Annotated in this window: 19 protein-coding genes and 1 pseudogene; 6 read left to right on the plus strand and 14 right to left on the minus strand. The window is 32.2% G+C overall.

The genetic code is table 11. The features are described from left to right. The first annotated feature begins 373 nt into the window (after positions 1 to 373). Complete coding sequence (xerS, locus tag AC37UB_RS01810) at positions 374 to 1453, plus strand: tyrosine recombinase XerS (protein ID WP_117972339.1); 1080 nt, start codon at positions 374 to 376, stop codon at positions 1451 to 1453. Between the two features lie 119 nt (positions 1454 to 1572). Next, positions 1573 to 2748: a DUF998 domain-containing protein gene (locus AC37UB_RS01815; RefSeq protein ID WP_117972340.1), complete on the plus strand. Its 1176-nt coding sequence runs from the start codon at positions 1573 to 1575 to the stop codon at positions 2746 to 2748. 32 nt (positions 2749 to 2780) lie between these two features. Here the strand turns inward: AC37UB_RS01815 and AC37UB_RS01820 are convergent, their stop codons facing one another. Then, a complete protein-coding gene (locus tag AC37UB_RS01820; RefSeq protein ID WP_490685241.1) occupies positions 2781 to 4370 on the minus strand; it encodes a bifunctional aspartate transaminase/aspartate 4-decarboxylase in 1590 nt (529 codons plus the stop codon). Between the two features lie 203 nt (positions 4371 to 4573). Continuing rightward, positions 4574 to 6088, minus strand: a complete 1515-nt coding sequence (locus AC37UB_RS01825; RefSeq protein ID WP_490685242.1) for a UDP-N-acetylmuramoyl-L-alanyl-D-glutamate--L-lysine ligase — start codon at positions 6086 to 6088, stop codon at positions 4574 to 4576. A gap of 196 nt (positions 6089 to 6284) precedes the next feature. On the opposite strand from AC37UB_RS01825, the gene AC37UB_RS01830 reads away from it, so the two are divergent. Beyond that, the gene (locus AC37UB_RS01830) at positions 6285 to 6722 is read left to right on the plus strand and encodes a hypothetical protein (RefSeq protein ID WP_117972343.1); all 438 of its coding nucleotides are present in this window, start codon (positions 6285 to 6287) and stop codon (positions 6720 to 6722) included. 25 nt (positions 6723 to 6747) lie between these two features. On the opposite strand, the pseudogene AC37UB_RS01835 reads toward AC37UB_RS01830, so the two are convergent. From AC37UB_RS01835 to AC37UB_RS01855, 5 genes and pseudogenes are all read right to left on the minus strand, one after another. Beyond that, positions 6748 to 6966, minus strand: a pseudogene (locus tag AC37UB_RS01835) (exonuclease domain-containing protein); the annotation flags it as partial. Positions 6967 to 7067: 101 nt separating this feature from the next. Further along, positions 7068 to 7817 (minus strand): ABC transporter ATP-binding protein, encoded by a 750-nt coding sequence (locus AC37UB_RS01840; RefSeq protein ID WP_241699015.1) that lies wholly within the window; start codon positions 7815 to 7817, stop codon positions 7068 to 7070. Beyond that, complete coding sequence (locus AC37UB_RS01845; protein ID WP_117972345.1) at positions 7810 to 8691, minus strand: ABC transporter permease; 882 nt, start codon at positions 8689 to 8691, stop codon at positions 7810 to 7812. The genes AC37UB_RS01840 and AC37UB_RS01845 overlap by 8 nt, the downstream gene beginning before the upstream one ends. Then, complete coding sequence (trpX, locus tag AC37UB_RS01850; protein WP_490685243.1) at positions 8688 to 9677, minus strand: tryptophan ABC transporter substrate-binding protein; 990 nt, start codon at positions 9675 to 9677, stop codon at positions 8688 to 8690. The genes AC37UB_RS01845 and trpX overlap by 4 nt, the downstream gene beginning before the upstream one ends. Before the next feature lie 323 nt (positions 9678 to 10000). Beyond that, on the minus strand, positions 10001 to 10666 hold the full coding sequence (locus AC37UB_RS01855) for a hypothetical protein (RefSeq protein ID WP_117972347.1): 666 nt from the start codon (positions 10664 to 10666) through the stop codon (positions 10001 to 10003). A 174-nt stretch (positions 10667 to 10840) separates the two neighbouring features. On the opposite strand from AC37UB_RS01855, the gene AC37UB_RS01860 reads away from it, so the two are divergent. The 3 genes from AC37UB_RS01860 (at position 10841) to AC37UB_RS01870 (ending at position 15370) form a co-directional block, all read left to right on the plus strand. Next, entirely contained in the window at positions 10841 to 12391 is a 1551-nt protein-coding gene (locus tag AC37UB_RS01860) for a cell division site-positioning protein MapZ family protein (RefSeq protein ID WP_490685244.1), read from the plus strand. A 68-nt stretch (positions 12392 to 12459) separates the two neighbouring features. Further along, positions 12460 to 14160, plus strand: a complete 1701-nt coding sequence (locus tag AC37UB_RS01865) for an Rqc2 family fibronectin-binding protein (RefSeq protein WP_490685245.1) — start codon at positions 12460 to 12462, stop codon at positions 14158 to 14160. A gap of 7 nt (positions 14161 to 14167) precedes the next feature. Then, positions 14168 to 15370 carry a sialidase family protein gene (locus AC37UB_RS01870; protein WP_490685246.1) on the plus strand — a complete coding sequence of 401 codons (1203 nt, stop codon included), beginning with the start codon at positions 14168 to 14170 and terminating at the stop codon, positions 15368 to 15370. A 31-nt stretch (positions 15371 to 15401) separates the two neighbouring features. Here AC37UB_RS01870 and AC37UB_RS01875 read toward each other — a convergent pair whose 3' ends face one another. The 7 genes from AC37UB_RS01875 to AC37UB_RS01905 all read right to left on the minus strand — a co-directional run bounded on the left by AC37UB_RS01875 (position 15402) and on the right by AC37UB_RS01905 (position 20001). Further along, complete coding sequence (locus AC37UB_RS01875; protein ID WP_490685247.1) at positions 15402 to 15689, minus strand: helix-turn-helix domain-containing protein; 288 nt, start codon at positions 15687 to 15689, stop codon at positions 15402 to 15404. 112 nt (positions 15690 to 15801) lie between these two features. Further along, a complete protein-coding gene (locus tag AC37UB_RS01880) occupies positions 15802 to 16428 on the minus strand; it encodes a YfbR-like 5'-deoxynucleotidase (protein WP_490685248.1) in 627 nt (208 codons plus the stop codon). Between the two features lie 23 nt (positions 16429 to 16451). Continuing rightward, positions 16452 to 16859 carry a phosphate-starvation-inducible PsiE family protein gene (locus tag AC37UB_RS01885; RefSeq protein ID WP_117972353.1) on the minus strand — a complete coding sequence of 136 codons (408 nt, stop codon included), beginning with the start codon at positions 16857 to 16859 and terminating at the stop codon, positions 16452 to 16454. Between the two features lie 106 nt (positions 16860 to 16965). Continuing rightward, positions 16966 to 17586, minus strand: a complete 621-nt coding sequence (gene pyrE, locus AC37UB_RS01890) for an orotate phosphoribosyltransferase (RefSeq protein ID WP_117972354.1) — start codon at positions 17584 to 17586, stop codon at positions 16966 to 16968. After that, the gene (gene pyrF / locus AC37UB_RS01895; protein WP_490685249.1) at positions 17583 to 18308 is read right to left on the minus strand and encodes an orotidine-5'-phosphate decarboxylase; all 726 of its coding nucleotides are present in this window, start codon (positions 18306 to 18308) and stop codon (positions 17583 to 17585) included. The genes pyrE and pyrF overlap by 4 nt, the downstream gene beginning before the upstream one ends. Continuing rightward, the gene (locus AC37UB_RS01900; RefSeq protein WP_242093485.1) at positions 18305 to 19225 is read right to left on the minus strand and encodes a dihydroorotate dehydrogenase; all 921 of its coding nucleotides are present in this window, start codon (positions 19223 to 19225) and stop codon (positions 18305 to 18307) included. The genes pyrF and AC37UB_RS01900 overlap by 4 nt, the downstream gene beginning before the upstream one ends. Next, a complete protein-coding gene (locus AC37UB_RS01905) occupies positions 19222 to 20001 on the minus strand; it encodes a dihydroorotate dehydrogenase electron transfer subunit (protein WP_490685250.1) in 780 nt (259 codons plus the stop codon). Before AC37UB_RS01905 ends, AC37UB_RS01900 begins: the two co-directional genes overlap by 4 nt. Between the last annotated feature and the right edge of the window lie 8 nt (positions 20002 to 20009).

The following is a 20009-nucleotide window of genomic DNA, read 5'->3' on the forward strand; positions in this document are numbered from 1 at the left end:
GAAGTTTATTTATATTATATGATAGTTAAAAATATTAAGTATTCATAATTCATGATTATTTATATAGTTTAATTGGTTATCTAATTACTATTAAATAACAAATATCTTATATATTTACTATAATAATAAAGCTGATTAATACTCTTATTAATCAGCTAAATAACTTATATAATATTGATTTAACCTAAGTAAATAGAACTCTATCAAACATTTTAAAGATTCATAGATACTTTTTTACCTTTCTTGAAAGTATCATCTTTCAAGAAAGGTAAAATATATTATTATTTTAAAATAACAATATATCATTAGTTTCATTGACTTATTTAAAAATAAAGGATATTATATATACAAACATACGTTTGGAGGTTATCTTATGTCTCAAGAAAAAAATATCAATCGATTAGAATTGGAATTACAGACTCTTCCCTTCTTTGTTCATGAATATGTACAAAAAAAAAGCATTGTTCCCTATTCTGTCACCACTCTATATGAATATTCTAAAGAATTTCGTCGCTTTTTTGACTGGTTAAAACATGAGTCTCTTATTTTTTCAGATACTGCTAGTATCACACTTGAAGAAATGAATCATTTAACATATGAAGATGTCGAATTATATAAAGGCTACCTTCTTTCATCACCACGTCTTGGAACAAGCTCAGACGGAAGGCTAAGAAGTCATGTAAGTATTCAGCGCTCCATTACAGCGTTAAAATCATTATTTCAATTTTTAGCAACTCAAACAGAAAATCAAGATGGAAAACCATATATACAACAAAATATTATGTTAAAAATAGATAATGTTAAAACTGGACGAACACTTCAAGATAGATCACGAGCAATCGAAAAGAAAATTTTAATAGGTGATGAATCTCTAGAATTTATTGAGTTTATTGATACGTCTTACGAAAATTTATTAACTAGTCATCAAGCAAAGTATGCGTTTAAACGAAATAAAACACGTGATTTGGCGATTATTGCTCTATTTTTAGGTACTGGAATTCGTCTATCTGAATTAGTCAATATGAATGTGTCAGATTTGGATATCTCTAATATGGAAGCGACTGTTATTCGTAAAGGCGGATTTAAAGACACCACAATGATTTCTTCTGTTTTTATGGAATACATTAGTGAGTACGCTAAAGAACGCCACACTCTCTATCATCCAGAAAGAACTCAAAAAAGTTTATTTCTTTCACTCTATCGAGGAAAAGCACAACAAATCGATCAATCAACTGTTGAAAAATTAGTGGCAAAATATAGTAGTGCTTTTAAAACACGTATTACACCACATAAATTACGACATACGGTAGGAACACAACTCTATAAAAAAACAAATAGTTTACTGACCGTCTCTCACCAACTAGGACAGACAGGAACGAGTGCTACTGCTCTATACACTCATTTAGTTGATGAAGAAAAAAGAGAAGCAATTAATGATTTATGGACTAATTAAAGTCATTCATTCTTTGAATGGCTTTTTGTATCTAAATTATGATTAAATGGTCTCATCATTATGACGTATTTTTGTTATAATTATTTTTATAAATCGAAATATGACTAAGGAGTTGCATTATGTCTCAAAAAAAATATCGAATTGACATACCAGCCTCGTTTATTGATGAAAATAAGTTAGAAAGCGATAAAGTTTTACAAGTTAGAAAGGAAGATAATCGTCTCATTCTTGAAAAACCAATGATTGTTAAAAATAATGAAGCAATTTCACTTAAGTATTTCATTTATCCATCTATTGTGATGACACTAATATTTTGTTATTCTATTTACCAAAAATCTCTTGAACAAATTCCTTTAACTGGTAATTTTTCTATTGCTAGCCATTTAATTTATTTAGGATTAATTAGTGGTATGTGTTCTTTTTCTTACTTTTTTATTAAAGGAAAACGAAATCCTAAAAACAAATCAACATTGGATATCTATTGGCGAAATGTCCCTACTATTATTTTTTCATTTACTGTGACATTAGCCCTCTTGTTGTCTTCATTCTTTTGGATGATTAGTAAACTATTTGTTGGAGCTAGCTTTGATGAATTTACTGCAATAGCTATCTTTTTTATGTTTGCCTGTATTATTAATTATTTTATGATTTATTCTGCTAACATATTTACTTCATCAATGATTGTGTCTTTATTAATAGCAGTGATTATTGGGGGTGTTTTTTTTGCTATGTTAACAAATAGTCAAAGCAAGTGGTGGCAACATAACTTTAGTTACCTTGGAACAAATGAAGCGATAAGGAGTTGGCCATTTAATTTAACGCTTATTTTAGCTTCTTTACTAATGATTGCTTTAGTTGATTATTTGTTCGTTAACTTAAAAAATCATGGCTATCATGGAAGAGGTATTACTATTTTACGTATTTTGATGATATTACTTTCTCTTTCATTAGGTGGTGTTGGCTTCTTTCCTAATAATGAAGGCGTCTGGCATGAATTACACAATCATGCTGCTAACCTTTTAGTATTTATTATCATCCTTCTTATTATAGGGATAAAATGGCTTTTACCCAAAGTCACAAAAGAATTTTTGATTGTCTCCTATGGAATAGCTATCATTTTATTAGTAGCAAATTTTCTATTTGAAACGATTGGTTATTTATCACTTACTGTTTTTGAAATTATTGCGTTTGGATTAGCTTTTAGTTGGATTTTATTATTATTACAACATATTAATCGACTATGTGCTTATGAAAATGATGTGATTTTAGTTAAATTAGAAGAGATTACTAAATAAAGAGATGTGAAGGGGGGTGCCTTCACATCTCTTTATGATTGTTTTTTAAATGCTTGATAGTACTCATTTAATAATTCTAGCATCTGTTGTCCAATTGTTTGATAGTCTTTGGTTGGTAAATTTGCTTCAGATACACGTAAGTCACCCGGATTAGCTCCAAATCCAACGCCATCCATCAAAACAATTCCATTTTTTTGCGCAAGATTAATTAAAAAATCAATTTGTTCATAATGAGTTTTTAAATAATGACTAAACTCAGCCCCATATTTTTCTTCTGCCAAATGATAAATATTAATCATTGAATAATACTTAGCATTTTTGGCACTGTCATCTTTAGCATAATTTAAAGCAGCATGTAATTTTTCGTAACGTTCATTTACTAATTTTTTTGAAGCCTCGATATAATCATCACTTATGTCTGATACAACTAAATGAGTTAAACTAAATAAAGCTTCCATAATTTGCGATGGTGTTGATAATCCTGCAATATGATATAACCCAATCGACCGGCTATCTGCTACCATTCGATCAATAAAACTCATTTCTTCAGTATCTAATACGACAAGATGATAACGTTTATTTAATTTATCTTGTTCTTCCTTAGGCAACTCTTTAATTAACTTATCAAAGACATTTTCTTTATGTAATCCAATGATACCTAGTCGCCACCCTGTTGCACCAAATAATTTTGAGTAAGAGTACACTAATAATGTATTAAAAGGAACAACAGAATAGACTGTTTGAAAATCATTAACAAACGTGCCATAGACATCATCCGTAATAATCATTAAATCAGGGTTATTCATCACTGCTTTTTTTATTTCTTTTAATGCTGTATCATCTAGTGCTTTTGATCCAGGATTACTTGGATTAACTAGGAAAAAAGCTTTTAGCTCTGGATCATTTAGTTTATCAATAGTCGCTGGATCTATTTCCCAATTATATTCCTCTTTAGAACTTAAATCTAACTCAACTAGTTCATAATCATTTAACACAGGAATTTGTAAATAGGGAGTAAAAATTGGGGTATTAATTGCAATTTTATCACCAGGTTTGATTAACTTGTTTTCTTTTAAAGAATTAAACGTATAAACAATGGCAGCACTCCCTCCTTCTGTAGGAAAAAGAGTGGTATCATTTGCTAAGTCTACTCCATTATATAAAACACTTTGCAAGTATTGATTTAATATCATTTCAGTATATTTTAACACACGATTTGGTGACGGGTATAAATTTCCCAAGACACCATCAACAAATTCTTTCACTACATCATCAAGAGTCAATCCTAATTTGTTCTTCAAATAGTCTAAACAAAGGACTAAGAATTGATCTGTTTCATTAGTTTGAGGGGATAAAAATTGTACTAAACGTTTAGATAGTCCCTCTAACTCTGTGTAACCAACTAAATCACCATCGGAAATCGTCCGCTCAGATTCTTCAATACCAAATTCTACTAATCTAGAGAATGCTAAACGTGCTTTCTTATTAATCCAATTGGGATTGCCACGCCCAGCATTTAAATAAGGATTCCCTTTTGCATTAATCTTTGCTAACTCAACCATCTTTTCACTAATTTCAAAGGCACCCAGTGTCTCTATTTTTTCTTCATCAGAAGTATTCATCTTGTTATCAACCTCCACTAATTAAAAACAAGTATTTTTATTGTTAAATAATGTGTTATAGTATAACATTTCAATGAATTAATTTCATTTATAAAGTATCATATTCAATAAAATATCATATGTTTCATAAAATTATCATATCGATTTTGAATATAAAAAAAGACTTAGATAAATTTCTAAGTCTTTTGGTTCGCATAATATTATTATGGTTTCTTTAAGATGTGGTTTTCAGCAATGGTATAATCTCCCAAATACGGGACATCTCTTCCTTGTATCTTTTGATATAAATCTCGACCTTTTCCTGCTAATATAACAGTATCATGGCTCGTAGCTAAATCTAATGCTTGTTTAATCGCTTCTTCTCTATCTATTACAATATGTTGAATAACATCTTTGTTTGTAATATATTGACTAATTTCATTAATAATCATGACAGGATCCTCGTATCCAGGATCATCAGATGTGAGAAACACAATATCAGTATACTCATTTAATACATCACCAAAGTCTTTTCTTCGAGACGTTGCCTTATCTCCCGTACTACCAATCACAGTAATAATTTTCCCATCTTGATGTTCATTTTTAGCAAATCCTAATAAACTCGTTAAACTCACTTTATTATGAGCATAATCAATATAAACAGTAGAGCCATTTTTTTGAATGAGTTTTTCCATTCGACCAGGCACAATGGCTTGTTCTAACCCTTTTTTACAACTGTCAATATCAACTCCTAATAATCTAGCAGCCATCAAACTAGCTAAAGCATTGTCCTTATTAAAGTCCCCCATTAAACTTAATTCGTAATGATCACACAAATCAAGCACATCTTCCTGTGCCTCAACACTAAAACTTGAGGCATTTTCTCCCTTTTCCCAGTAATAAGTTGCAGATTTATCATGCGAACTATAAGTAAGGGTTGGGATGTTTCTATCTTGTGCTTCTTCTAAAATTAACGCCACATCTTTTGTTTCTTTGTTTACAATAAAATGTTTTGAATGTTGAATTAATTGTCTCTTACAATAATAATAATCATCAAACGTTGGGTGCTCTATTGGGCTAATATGATCTGGCGAAATATTAAGGAAAATCCCAACATCAAACATTAGTTTATAGACACGATTTAACTTATATGCCTGTGAAGATACTTCCATTACTAAATGTGTCATCTTATTATCAACTGCTTGTGCCATCATACGATATAAATCCATTGACTCGGGGGTTGTTAAATGAGACTTAAAATAAGTCTTTCCATCTAGTGTGGAATTCATCGTAGAAAACATTGCTGTTTTATGTTGGTTAAATTCATCCAATATATATTTTAAAAAATATGCTGAAGTTGTTTTTCCTTTTGTTCCTGTAAAAGCGACCACTTTTAATTTCGTTTGAGGGTTATCATAAAAAGCCATACTAATCAAAGCCATTGCTTTTCTAATGTCTGTCACAATGATTCCTAAGCCACCATTCACCTCAAAAGGTATCTCTGATACATAAACAGATAACCCTTGAGACATAGCAGCCATTAAATACTCTGCTTTAAAACTAGCTCCTTTACAAAAAAATAACGTCTCACTTGATACATCCCTTGAATCATATGATAAATGAGTGAGGGTTTTATCCTCAACGGGAAGATTATAGTGCCACTCATTGTTATATATAAATTCTTTTAATAACTTATTTTCTTTTAATAATCCTTCTACTTGGTGCAATGAAATCGTCAAAAAAACCACGCCTTACTAATTATAATTTATTGATATTATATCATACTCTTTTAACAATCGTCCTTATTAGATGTTATACACAAAAAAATTAAAATAATATTTTATCAAAAGAAAGAACTATTACCAGTTTCACGACCTTTTATGCTATAGTAGTAATATAAAAATTGTTTTTTTATCACACTTTGGAGGAATTATTATGAAATATGTCAAATCGTTACTATTCTTTATTATCGCAACATTTTCATTAACTGCCTGTACAAATTCTAATTACAAACAAGAACTCACCAATCATGATTGGACCCTAATTAGAGAATCAGAAGAGCAATTCCCACCTTTATTGGTAAGATTTGATCATGATAAGTTATTATCTAAAATTGATAGCAAATCTTTTAATAAAAAAGATAAAGATTACGTTGGAGATGACCTTGCAAAAAAGTTTGCCAAAGAACTATCAAACAATACAGAAATCGAATCACGATACACAATTGATGGAGACAAGATCACTTTTAAAAATACTCAGCTAGACATAAAAGGAATTTATACAATGTCTCATGAAGGAAAAGATATTATCTTAACCCCAACTGATAGCGTTGATAATACGGATATGATCATTAAACTTATTCCTAAACAATAATAAATAAGAAAAGCTAGTTAATCGATTAAATGACTTTAACTAGCTTTTTTAGTGACTCTAAACCAAAATGATTAGCTTGGTATAACAAAATATTCGCACAAGCTAGACTATCGTCTAATGCGTTATGGTGATTGTCTAAAGAGATGCCTAACTTTTTACTAACAGTATTTAATTTATGGTTTTCAAATTCTGGAAATAGCGTTTTACTTGTTCGAACTGTACATAACGACACATAATATGGTTGATGGTTGATCTAAGCCATACTAATCTAGACATCCTTTTAAAATAAAAAAAGTTAGATTAAATAAAACCTCCCAATTCAAGTTTCCAGGAGGTTTAGTTTGGTTATAAGTTGAAAAAAGTTAGTAAATCAGCTAATCCTAATTGTTTTTTTTGTGTTTCATCTATGTCTTTTTGAACTTGCCCTGAATCTAACACAATTAATCGATTGCCGTATTTCAATGCATCTTCCATACGGTGTGTAATCATTAGACACGTTAATTTATTTTCTGAGATGGTCTTTTCCGTTAAATCCATTAATTGCCGACTTGTTTTAGGATCAAGAGCGGCTGTATGTTCATCCAATAATAATAAATCGGGTTTTTGAATTGTTGCCATCAATAAACTAAGTGCTTGCCTTTGACCACCTGATAGATTACCAGTTGGTGTATCTAAATGATGTTCTAACCCATTTCCTATTTTTTGGCATTGTTCAAAGAAAAATTCTTTTTGTTGTGCTAATTGGCGTTTTTTAAGCCCTCTTTTTTTTCCTCTGAGTTGAGCCAATAATAAGTTCTCTGAAACAGTCATTCTTGGGGCAGTACCTAATTTAGGGTCTTGAAAAACGCGCGCAATATACTTTGCTCTATTTTCTTCACTTTGATTCGTCACATCTTCACCATTGAGTTCTACTCTACCACTGGTTAAAAATAACTGACCAGAGATGACATTAAATAGAGTTGACTTACCTGCTCCATTTCCTCCCAAAATAGTCACAAATTCACCATGAGGTATTGAGAGATTTAAACGATCCATAATATGACGTCCACTTGAAATAGTTTTAACACCATTGATAATATCTAATGCATTATTCATTGATACTTCCCCCTTTTTTCTCACTAAATTTCTTGCTTAATTCTGGAATAATTAAGCAAATACCTAGAATAACAGAAGAATAGAATTTCAAGTAAGTTGTATCAAAACTTAATTTAATTACAGCCAGTATCAATAATTGATAGATAATACTTCCCACTACAATTGCAATGAATCGTTCTAACATGGTCAGTTCTCCAAATAATAGCTCTCCTAAAATGATAGACGCTAAGCCAATGACAATAACACCAATCCCTTTATTAATATCAGCATAACCATCACTTTGTGCTATTAAAGCCCCTGATAATCCAATTAGCCCATTTGACACAACAAGTCCCAGAATTTTCATTTTATCTGTATGAATACCTAATGATTTTGCCATAACTTCATTATCACCAGTTGCAATGTAAGCTTGTCCTAAATCGGTATTTAAAAATGACAATAAACAAAATATCACGATGATTACAACTAGTAACCCAATCAGTATAACATCAAAATTAGCCGGCAAATGGGCAAAGTTTAGTAATGAAAAGATTTTTGGTTTATTAAGCAGTGACAAGTTAGGTGATTTCATGACAAACAACATCACTGAATTGAGTGCACTCATTACTAGTATTCCTGAAAGAATGACTGGAATCTTTCCCTTAGTATAGAGTAATCCTGTCGTTAAGCCTGCTAACATACCTGCCATAACTCCTAACAATGTGGCTATAACAGGTGATACACCATTGGTAATAGCTGTAACACAAACAGCACCTCCAAGAGGGAAACTCCCTTCTGTTGTTAAATCTGGAAAATCCAATATTCTATATGTTAAATAAATGCCTAGGCCCAGTACTGACCATAATATTCCTTGTCCTATTGTTGATGCAATCATTTTTTAGCCTCCTCTTTTAACTCTTTTGGAATAGTTATCCCTAATTTTTGTGCTTTTTCTTCGTTAATAACTAAGTCGCCTGTATTAAAGGTATAAATAGGTGTATCACTTGGTATTATTTTTCCTGTTAAAGTACCAACCACCATTTTAGCTGTTTGAACACCTAAGTCATACTGATTAATGCCTATAGTAGCGACACCGCCTTCTTCTACCATTGTATCCACAGATGGGAATATCGGAATATTTGCTTCATCTGCGATTGAAACAATTGTTTGGAACCCATTAGCAATTGTATTGTCTGTTGGGGTATAAATAGCCTCTACCTCACCTGTCATAACGTGAGCCATTTGAGAGATTTCGTTGGTAGAAGGAACTGCATACGTTTTAACCTCTATTCCCTCTTTTTCTGCTATCTCTTTAAAACGATTAACCTGTGATAAAGAATTATCTTCAGCTGATGAATAAATAACACCAACTGTTTTGATATTAGGCATCAGTTGTTTCATTAATTTCAATTGTGCCTCAACAGGTGATTGATCACTGACTCCTGTTATGTTGCCGCCAGGTTTATTATTACTTTCAACTAATCCAGCCGCTTTTGGATCACTAATTGCCCCTAAAATAATGGGGATATCTTTTGTCTGATTAGCTAATGCTTGAGCAGCTGGTGTAGCAATTCCTACTAACACATCGGGTTTTTTACCAATTAGCTGCTGACTCATACTTGATAATTTACTTTGATCCGCTTGACCATTTTGAAAATCGATATTAATCGTTTCTTTGTCTTTATAACCTTGTCTTTCAAGTTCTTCAACAAATCCTTTATAGATTAAATCAAGAGATGGATGACTAACAAATTGCAAGACGCCAACTTTAGGAATGGGTTTCACTGTGTTTGTCTCTTGCTTTTTCATCCCCATTACAAATGACCCTACTAAAATGAATACTAAAAGATAGACTGAATATTTTAATCGTTTATTTTTCATATTTTTTCCTCCTCGAAATAAAAAAGACAATAAACCCTAATGAAACGGTTTATTGTCTTTGTTTTTCCCACAAAAAAACCGCATAGATATGATTTCTATGCGATAGGATCTGTCTGATTATTCCTTAGCATAGATACCTCTTTAGAAAATCTCTAAAAGCTGTATCTATACACCCGTACAAATACAACTATCTACGCCAAGTTTGCCATGATATATTATGTAAAAAGAATGTTTGACTATTATCTTGTTTTTTCATGGCCATTTCCTCATTTCGTTTTAAATTTGTTATTATAATATCGCTAAAACGGACACCTGTCAATCAATTATTCAAAAATAATTTCTTTCGTTTTCTTGCGAGCACTGCTATCAGTTGTAGAATTAGTTAAACTATCATCCACTTTTTTAGCTACTTTTATGCGTTTAGGTTTTTTTCGAGCAATTTTTGGCTCAATAATGGCGATTAATTTTTCGTCTAGGACCTCAAGCCCTCCCGTTAGTTTATCAAAAGAATATCTTCCTTTTTCTTTGCCATCTTCTATGACGATAAAATTATTTTTCGCTGTTAATTTATATTGTTTCGCAATATCTGTAAAATTATAAATTGGTTGGATATAATTTATTTTCCAATCGATTGTCTCCAATGGCGTTTTCTGTGTCAATAATTTTTCCACTGTCGATAAACTTGGATTCCCTTTGGCATCAATTACAGCAACAATATGGGACTCTTTATCTGATAAAACAGTCTGAATATCTGTCTCTTTAGTTGGAATAACTTGTTTGTTATCAGATTGTAACTCCGAAATAGCATGAAGTTGCTTTTCCCTTATAGTTGGTCTAACAGCCGAAACAAATACTGACATAACAACAAAAAGAAGTGTTATTAAACTAATAATGATAACAAAACGTTTATTTGACTTAATCATATCTAGCCAATTGACTTTTTTTAGGGAATGAAAAAGTTTTTTTACTTGCCGTTTAAATTCCGTCATTAACTCCCCACCTTATTTATTCTAGGAACATTATAACGTAAAAAAGTTTCTTTGAGAATAGTCGATATTGAAAGATTAGCAATGGATTCTTCTTTTTGACTACTAATTTTATACTGAATGGTTTATAATATATAGGTTAATATAATTATTCAAAATAATAAGGAGCGATTTCTTTTGACCAATGAAGTAAAAAAATGTCCAAATTGTGGTCATATATTTAAAGCAGGAGAAACCTATTGTCCTAACTGTGATTTATTTATTCCGATTGATAAGCAACATAATATATCTAAAGATACACTAAAAAATGAGAGTCAATCTGACTTAAACAAAAAGACAACTGACGACTCATTTAACCAATCAGTCCCAACGTTTAAACATCGAACACTATCTAATCAAACTAATGATGAGAAAGTCATGGATGAAGACGAGACAAAACAAAGCCCTATTACAGAAGATAAACAGACTGTCTCAGATGAAAAAATGGATAAATCTATTAATAAGACCGTAATACACAGCCCCCAAGAGGAAGAAGATAAAGAAGTAGATAATACTAAAGAAGAAAAAGAATTAACTAAGTCTACATCACTAATATCTGATACGAAACAATCTAATCATACTCCTCCTACTAAGAATAACAAAACAAAAATTTTAGTAGGAATTATCATTTTACTCATTGTCTTTGGTGGTGGGTATGTCTATAACTCACAAAAAAAACAGCATGAATTAGAAACAACATTAAAGTTGACAACTAGTGCTGAAGAGGCTATAGATAATTTATTCATGAAAAATCAAGGAGATATCTTTTTGAAAAAAGGTATTACCCAATCAGATATAAAAAATGCCGAAGATAAAGTAAACGAGATAAAGGGTAATGAGCAATATGATAAATTAAATGAACGCTTACAGCAAGCTATTAAGACATTCACTCGTTTAACTGCCATTAATGATGCCTTTAAAACACCTATTATTGAAGGCAATCAATTACTGACTGATGCCTATGTAAAAGATGATACAAAACTAACGCTTGAAGCAATTGATCCTGAAAAAAATGGTTTTGACAAATTATATAATGAAGCCATTAAGGATGCGACAGATCAAAAATCTGCCATTAAAACATTTAAATCGACACTTGAAAAACTATACAGAGATGATAAAGTAGTTAGTGAACCAAGTAAACAAGTGTATAATGAAGCTGTGAAACAATTAGCTAATATCAAAGATCCTAGCTTAAAATCTAACTATCAAGCTACATTAGATAAAGTCAGTAAAGTAATCGACGAGCAAGAAAAACAAGCTGAAGAAAAACGTCAAGAAGAAGAAGCAAAACAAGCAGAAGCCGCTAAAGAAGAAGCTGAAAAAAATAATCAACAAGCGCAAACAAACGACAATAATAACACCCAAAATGGAAATTCATTTACCCCATCAACCAATGGTGGCCGTTGGGGAACGAGACAAGATTCTACAATTGATTTATCAAATCCAGCTTGGTCATGGAATGCTGGTGTACAAGAAAAAGTCATTTCTGAAGTAATTAGTCGAGGGTATGTTGTGGATGGTGGTTACACACTTGTCCCTAAATTTATTGAAAATGGTGTTGGATTCTATGATTTATATGCTACAAAGAACTCAAAACTATTTCCAAATAGTAAACCAGAAGAATTCCCTATATATGTTGTAACAATTAATGATAAAACTGGTTGGTTTAAAGGAAACGGACCAAATTAAACGTGAAAGGAGAAATAACATATTAACTGTTGTTTCTCCTTATTTATTTTTTAAAAGGAGGTTTTACCATGTCATTTGACGGTATATTGACTCATTTAATGGTAAACGAATTATCAGATACATTAACCAATGGAAGACTATCAAAAGTTCATCAACCCTATGATAATGAATTGATGTTGGTTTTTAGAAACCATTCCAAAAATCACACACTTTTATTATCAGCAAATCCAAATTATGCTCGTATTCAACTAACGAATATCAAGTATAAAAATCCTACTACCCCTCCAAACTTTTGTATGACACTTAGAAAGTATCTTGAGGGAAGTATTTTACAAGAAATTAAACAAACAAATAATGATCGAATTATTTCCTTTTCTTTTGAAAGTCGGAATGATTTAGGTGATTTGGAGAGTATTGTCTTAATTGTAGAATTAATGGGTAGACACAGTAACATTATCTTATTAAATAAAGATACACAAAAAATTATTGATACGATCAAACATGTCGGAATGAGTCAAAATAGTTATCGTTTACTTTTACCAGGAGCTGACTACATTAATCCACCACTAAAAAACACACAAAATCCTTGGACAGTAAATAATGAAGAGTTGTTCAAAGAGTTAAATAGTATGGCTGATTTAACGCCACAAGCCATTCAGCAACAATTTGAAGGATTCTCTAAAGATACTGCCAATGAGCTAGTTTATCGCTTAATAAAAAGTGACACTGATAAAGTGACAACTTGGAAAAACTTTTTTAATGAAATGACCAATCATTTAAATCCAACAATTGGGTTAGTGAATCAAAAAGAACGTTTTGCCCCTATCCCCTATCAAACTTTTGATGAAAATTTATCACAGTTTGATACACTTAGTGACATGCTAGATGCTTTTTATGAAGGCAAAGTCGAGAAAGACCGGGTAAAACAACAAGCTGGTGAGCTAATCAAAAAAGTGACAAACGATATTAATAAATTAAAAAAGAAAACCAAAATTCTAGAAAAACAACTTGTGGATGCTGATAATGCAGAGATTTACCGTGTCAAAGGAGAGCTTCTCACGACATTCTTACATGAAGTAAAACGTGGCGCTACCAGTGTTGAGCTACCAAATTATTATGATAATGATGAACCAATTAAAATTAGTTTAAATGAAGCTCTTACACCAAACCAAAATGCACAAAAGTACTTCCAACGTTATCAAAAGCTTAAAAATGGTGTGGCGGTGGTAAAAGAACAGCTAAATATTACAAAATATGAATTACTCTACTTAGAGTCAGTTTTAGCACAATTAGGTATTGCCTCACCTAGTGATGTACAACTAATCAGAGATGAGTTGATTGCTGGAAAATACATTAAAAATAAAACAAAAGATAAGAAAAAACAAAAAAATAAACCCTCTAAACCATTGCAATTTATATCAAGTGATGGCGATATAATTTATGTCGGGAAAAATAATATTCAAAATGATCAGTTAACACTGAAAACTGCCAATAAAAATGATATTTGGCTACACACTAAGGATATTCCTGGCTCTCATGTCATTATAAAAAATAATGATCCAAGTGATCAAACGCTTTTAGAAGCAGCCTTGCTTGCAGCTTACTATTCTAAATATCGTCTTTCGGCTTCCGTTCCTGTTGATTATGTTGCCGTGAAACATGTGAAAAAACCAAATGGTGCTAAACCTGGCTTTGTTATTTATGACAATCAAAAAACATTATTTGTTACCCCAGAAATTAATGAAATTAAAAAAATAAAGGAGTGTTAATGATTTTATGTTACGTTTTAGAACGGTTCTATTAGGTGTTGTTGGAATAGGTTTAGCTGTATTTGCTATATCTTATTTCATTTACCGCTATCTCTTCAAAAAAGAATTAAAAAATAAAAAATTAAATATTTTAATGATTATGTTAATCATAGGTGGAGGTGTATTGGCTTATATTCCAGCAAAACAATATGTTCAATTAAAAAAAGGAACGATTAATCACAGTCATGTTGTTACATACAATGGACAAAAAATTAAAACTGAAGCAAATGCGACAGAACGATTAACTTTGCCTTCTGTTTATGGAAGTATAGATGCTACACACCCTTCCGTTGTCGCTCTTGACGAACCTTTGGACGGTTATAAATACTGGATGGCTGTTACCCCTTATCCAAAAGGGAAAGCAATTTATGAAAACCCACATGTATTTAAATCAAATGATTTAGTTTCCTGGATTCCAAATGAAGCAAATCCTTTGGACGAACCCAAAAGTGAAAAATTCAATGAGAATAATACACCCATGCAATACGATTCTGATACTCATATCATTTATAACAAGGAAGATAATCGTCTAGAAGTTTTTTGGCGCTATGTTGATGACATTAATAAAAAATCAATTATTTACAAACGAACCTCAACAGATGGAAAAAAATGGACACCAAAAGAAGTGGTATTTAATGGAACAAAACCTGGTGAAGACTGGATATCACCAGTATTTATTAAAGATGAAAATGGATATAAAGTTTGGTATGTCGCTCACGGATATAAGATTTGGACTAGAAATAGTGTGGATGGTAAAAAGTGGAGTAAACCTATTGAAGTAAATGTTCCTTATGAAGAAGATAATATGCATCATTGGCATTTAGATGTACAAAAAACTGATTTAGGCTATGAAATGATTGTGGTTGGCTTTAAATCAAATGGTGACTATAAATTATCCGATCGTCATGTTATGAACCTATACTACTCTAAATCATCAGATAATAAAAAATGGGATACCTTAAAACCTATTATATTCCCTTCAGGAAAACGTGTAGGATTCGATGGCAAAGGCTTATATAGAAGTGCAATGCTAAAAGAAGGAAGCCAATATCATATTTTCTATAGTGGAATCGGATATGACGAAACACGAGGTGTTGGTATTTCAACCGGAACAGATATTAATCATTTAAAAGGATTAAACCTTTCTGATTATGAAGGAAAAATAAAATAAATTGTAAAAACGAGTAGAAAACTACTCGTTTTTATATATGTTTTTTTGTTCGTTTAAATTTCTCTTTATGATCATCATATTCATCTTGTAATTTTAGTAACTTCCCATATACCCAATCCATTGATTTACTAGTTGCTAAAGATAATGAATAGATAAAAGATACTGGTAACGATTCAATGCGTCTCTCTCTACTCACCCAAGTCGCGACGGTTGATTGTGGGTATTGAAACTGTTCACAAAATTCTTGTACGGTATAATTTAAATGATTAATAATGAATGTATTAATAGGGTGCGGATATACAAAGGTATTAGTTGTCATGGTATCAAAATCTCCTTTTATTGTTTATATCTTGTTTGCGATAATAGTTTAATTTTATTATAATAAAAAAATGCTAATTATCCTAATGATAATTAGCATTTTTTCCTATTTTCTATAAGTATTGATTCACTTGTTCAATAAAATCATCTTTTCCATAAAATGACTTATCTAATAATTCAGGAAAAATTTCCTCAAAGAAATAAATAACTGATGGACGATGTTTATACTTCTGAATGGTTTGAATTGCTTCTAAAAACATTTCTCTATATACAGTTTCAGGATTATTTTTAACAATTTCTTCAAAAGATTCATACAATAAATCAACTTTATCTGCAATAGATAAAATTTCACCTTCTATCGTATCATCTTTTCCTTCAAATAAACGTCTTCGATAAATGTCTTGAAATTCTTTTGGTATTTCTTGGGAAATAAATTCCTCAGTCATTTTTTCTTCTACTGTTTGTAGCATTCCTCGTAGTTCTTTGCTAGCATATTTAACCGGCGTTTTGATATCTCCAATAAATCGCTCTGTATAATCATGATTTAATGCCTTCTCATAAAGACTTTTCCAATTAATTTTTACACCGTGATGCTCTTCAATATCACCTAATACTTGAGCGATAGATGAAACTCGATAGGAATGCGCTGCAACTGTATGCGGTGTGAATTTAAACGACCCTGGTGCACGAACAATCGTTTCTAAGTTGTTTAATCCCAAAATAAAATCATTTAATCCCATAAAAAACACCATCCTCTTTAAACTTATTTATTTTTTCTAATTTTTTCTTTTGCTTTAATTAACTCTAATAAATACAATGTTAATGTCAATATTAATATCGCAATTGTTAAAAGTAATGTCTGACCACCGTTATTGTGTACAACTAATAACTGACGCAAAATAGCTGTGATACTAATTAATACTAAATATTTAATAGGAACATTATGAGCATCATCAATATATTGCAGTGTCATAATAATAAATTCAAATAACATAAAGAAACCTAAAATATAATCGGCAATCGAATCAATCGTTCCTACATCACCATGAATAAAAATTAGTTTAACAATATTTACCAAATCAAATCCCATATAAATAACAATTAACAGGGCTAAAATGGATAGAAAGATATTCATTATCAAGCTTAATAAACGCATTAATTTTTCTTCCATAACTCCTCCTAAATTGAATGAATACCTTTATTAAATAATAAAGTATTTAATAATGCAACCATAAAACGTTACAAAAAAACCTACGACATGATCGTAGGTCATTTTTTTAGTTTAACCAAGCAGAAGGATCTTTTTTCCACTCTTGTAATAACAAGCGATCATCTTGTGAAATGTAGTCATTTTCTATCGCAACGTCGATTAATTCATCATAATTCGTTAATGTATCAAATGGAATGCCTGCTGCTTTGAAATTTTCTACACCACTTGGTAATTGATACGTAAAAATGGCAGCAACACCCAACACGTCTGCCCCTTCACGTTTAGCTGCTTGAGCGGCATCAATCACGCTACCACCTGTTGAAATCAAATCCTCAATAATAACCATTTTAGCACCATTATCAATACGTCCTTCGATTTGATTTTTCTTGCCGTGATCTTTAGATTTTCCACGGATGTAAACCATTGGTAAGCCAAGTTCTTCGGCAACCCATGCAGCATGTGGGATCCCTGCAGTGGCTGTTCCAGCGATCACTTCAACACTCGGGTAGTTTTCTTTAATTAAGTTCGCTAATCCTTTAGCGACCAATCTACGCACATCAGGGTAGCTCATCGTTAAACGATTGTCACAATAGATTGGACTTTTAATCCCACTCGCCCATGTAAACGGCTCATTTGGACTTAACGATACTGCTTTAATGGATAATAATTCTTTTGCGATTTGTTTCATTTATGATTCTCTCCATTCCACTCGTTTTTGATTTCTAGATAGGCAGCATAAGGATCTTCTGCTTTTGTAATTGGTCTTCCTACGACAATAAAAGTTGAACCATTTTCTCTGGCTTTGCTTGGTGTCATCACACGCTTTTGGTCACCAACGTCATTACTTTTCAATCTAATTCCTGGTGTTAAACAAACAAATGACTCACTGGTATGTTGTTTAATGTCTTTGGCTTCATGAGCTGAACACACTACACCATCAAGTCCTGATGATTGAGTCAATACAGCATAGTGTCTGACACTTTCATTTAGTCCAACTGAAATAAGTTGTTCTTGTTTGACTTGTTCATCACTAGTTGAGGTTAGTTGAGTGACAGCGATTAACTTGGGCACAGACTTGTTTTTTGGTGTTCCCTCTTGTAATCCTTTGTAGGCCATCTCCATCATCTCTTTACCACCAGCAGCATGGACATTGGTTAATGCCACCCCTAACTTAGCAATGCCCTTCATAGCAGAATAGACTGTATTGGGAATATCATGAAGTTTTAAATCAAGAAACACATCATGTCCATTATCAATCAACCACGTTACAATACTTGGCCCTTCTTGATAAAATATTTCCATTCCTACTTTCAGATAAAGTGATTCTTCTTTTGGAAAATGACTTAAAAATAATTCCATGTCTTTTTTACTCGGTAAATCTAGTGCAATGACTGGTCGTTTTTCTCTCATTGTCTAGCCTCTTTCACTTCTTTTATTAATTGTTCAATCGACTCAATCCCTAATTCGTCCATCTTGCTTGGCAATTCATCAATTAACTTTGGACAAATATACGGGTCAGTGAAATTCATTGTTCCAACAGCGACAGCACTTGCTCCAGCTAAGTACATTTCAATCACATCATCTACTGTAGACACACCACCCATTCCAATAATCGGAATGTCGACTGCGTGAGATACTTCATGAATCATGCGAATCGCCACTGGTTTAATCCCTGGACCTGATAATCCGCCAGTTCCATTAGCTAATACAGATTTTCTTGTTTTTAAGTCTATACGCATACCAACTAATGTATTAATCATCGTAATTCCATCTGCTCCAGCCTCTTCTACTGCTTTTGCAATGGGTACAATACTTGTCACGTTTGGTGATAACTTGATGTAAACAGGCACATTAGCTACTGACTTTGCTTCTGCTGTTAACTCCGCTGCCACATCAGCACTTGTTCCAAACGCAATCCCACCGTCTTTTACGTTAGGACATGAAATGTTAAGCTCGATCGCTTTAACGTTTGGCGCGTCCCCAATTCTTTCGCATACTCGTTTGTAATCATCTACCGTTGAACCAGCGACGTTTGCGATAATTGGAACATCGTATTTTTCAAGAGAAGGCAATTGATTTGCCATAACGGTTTCTAATCCCGGATTTTGCAATCCAATAGCATTTAACATGCCACTTGGTGTTTCAGCGACGCGTGGTGTGGGATTACCATAACGCATGTCAGCTGTTGTGGCTTTTACCATAATCGCACCAAGTTTACTTAAATCATAATACTTAGCATATTCATCACCAAAACCAAAACAACCACTAGCCGGCATAATTGGATTTTTTAATTCTAATCCTGGGATACTCACACTTAAACGACTCATATTATCACTTCTCCTGCTTTAAATATTGGCCCTTCATCACAGACTTTTTTATTAACCTTAGGATCTTTCTTAGACTGACAGACACAGGCATAACATGCTCCCACACCACAAGCCATTCTCTCTTCCATAGATAGATACACATGAGGGTGATCTATAAAAGTCGTTTCAACTGCTCTTAGTAACCCTGATGCACCACAAGCAAAAATTGCTTTAGGTTCGCCCGTTACAGCTTTAACTTCGTCAATCAACATCCCAACATGACCTTTTACACCATATGAGCCATCATCTGTTGCAATGTGTAACTGACCTAATGCACTAAATTCTTCTTCATAATACATCACATCTTTTGACGTAAAACCATTTAAGAAATAGATAGTTGCCCCTTTTTCTTTTAGTTGACGTCCTAACTCATAAAGAGGAGGAACACCAATCCCTCCACCGATTACATAAACAACATCATCTTTTTCTACCATCTCTATATCAAATCCATTACCTAAAGGTCCTAAACAATCTAGTTTATCGCCAACTTGAGACTCACTAAACGCTTTTGTCCCATCACCTTCAATACGGTAAATGATTTTGCACGTTTTATCGCCATGATTTACTTCCGCCAAACTTATTGGGCGTCTTAAGAGTAAATCTTCTCTCGGAACACGAATATGAATAAATTGACCTGGTGTTACCATCTCTTGCGTTAAGTCTCCTCTTAACGTCATTTCGAATATACGTGGTGCTAATTCAACTTGATTGACAATCTCCATCATCTCTTGTTTCATATCCAGTC

Source organism: Vagococcus changpingensis (genome assembly GCF_058211775.1).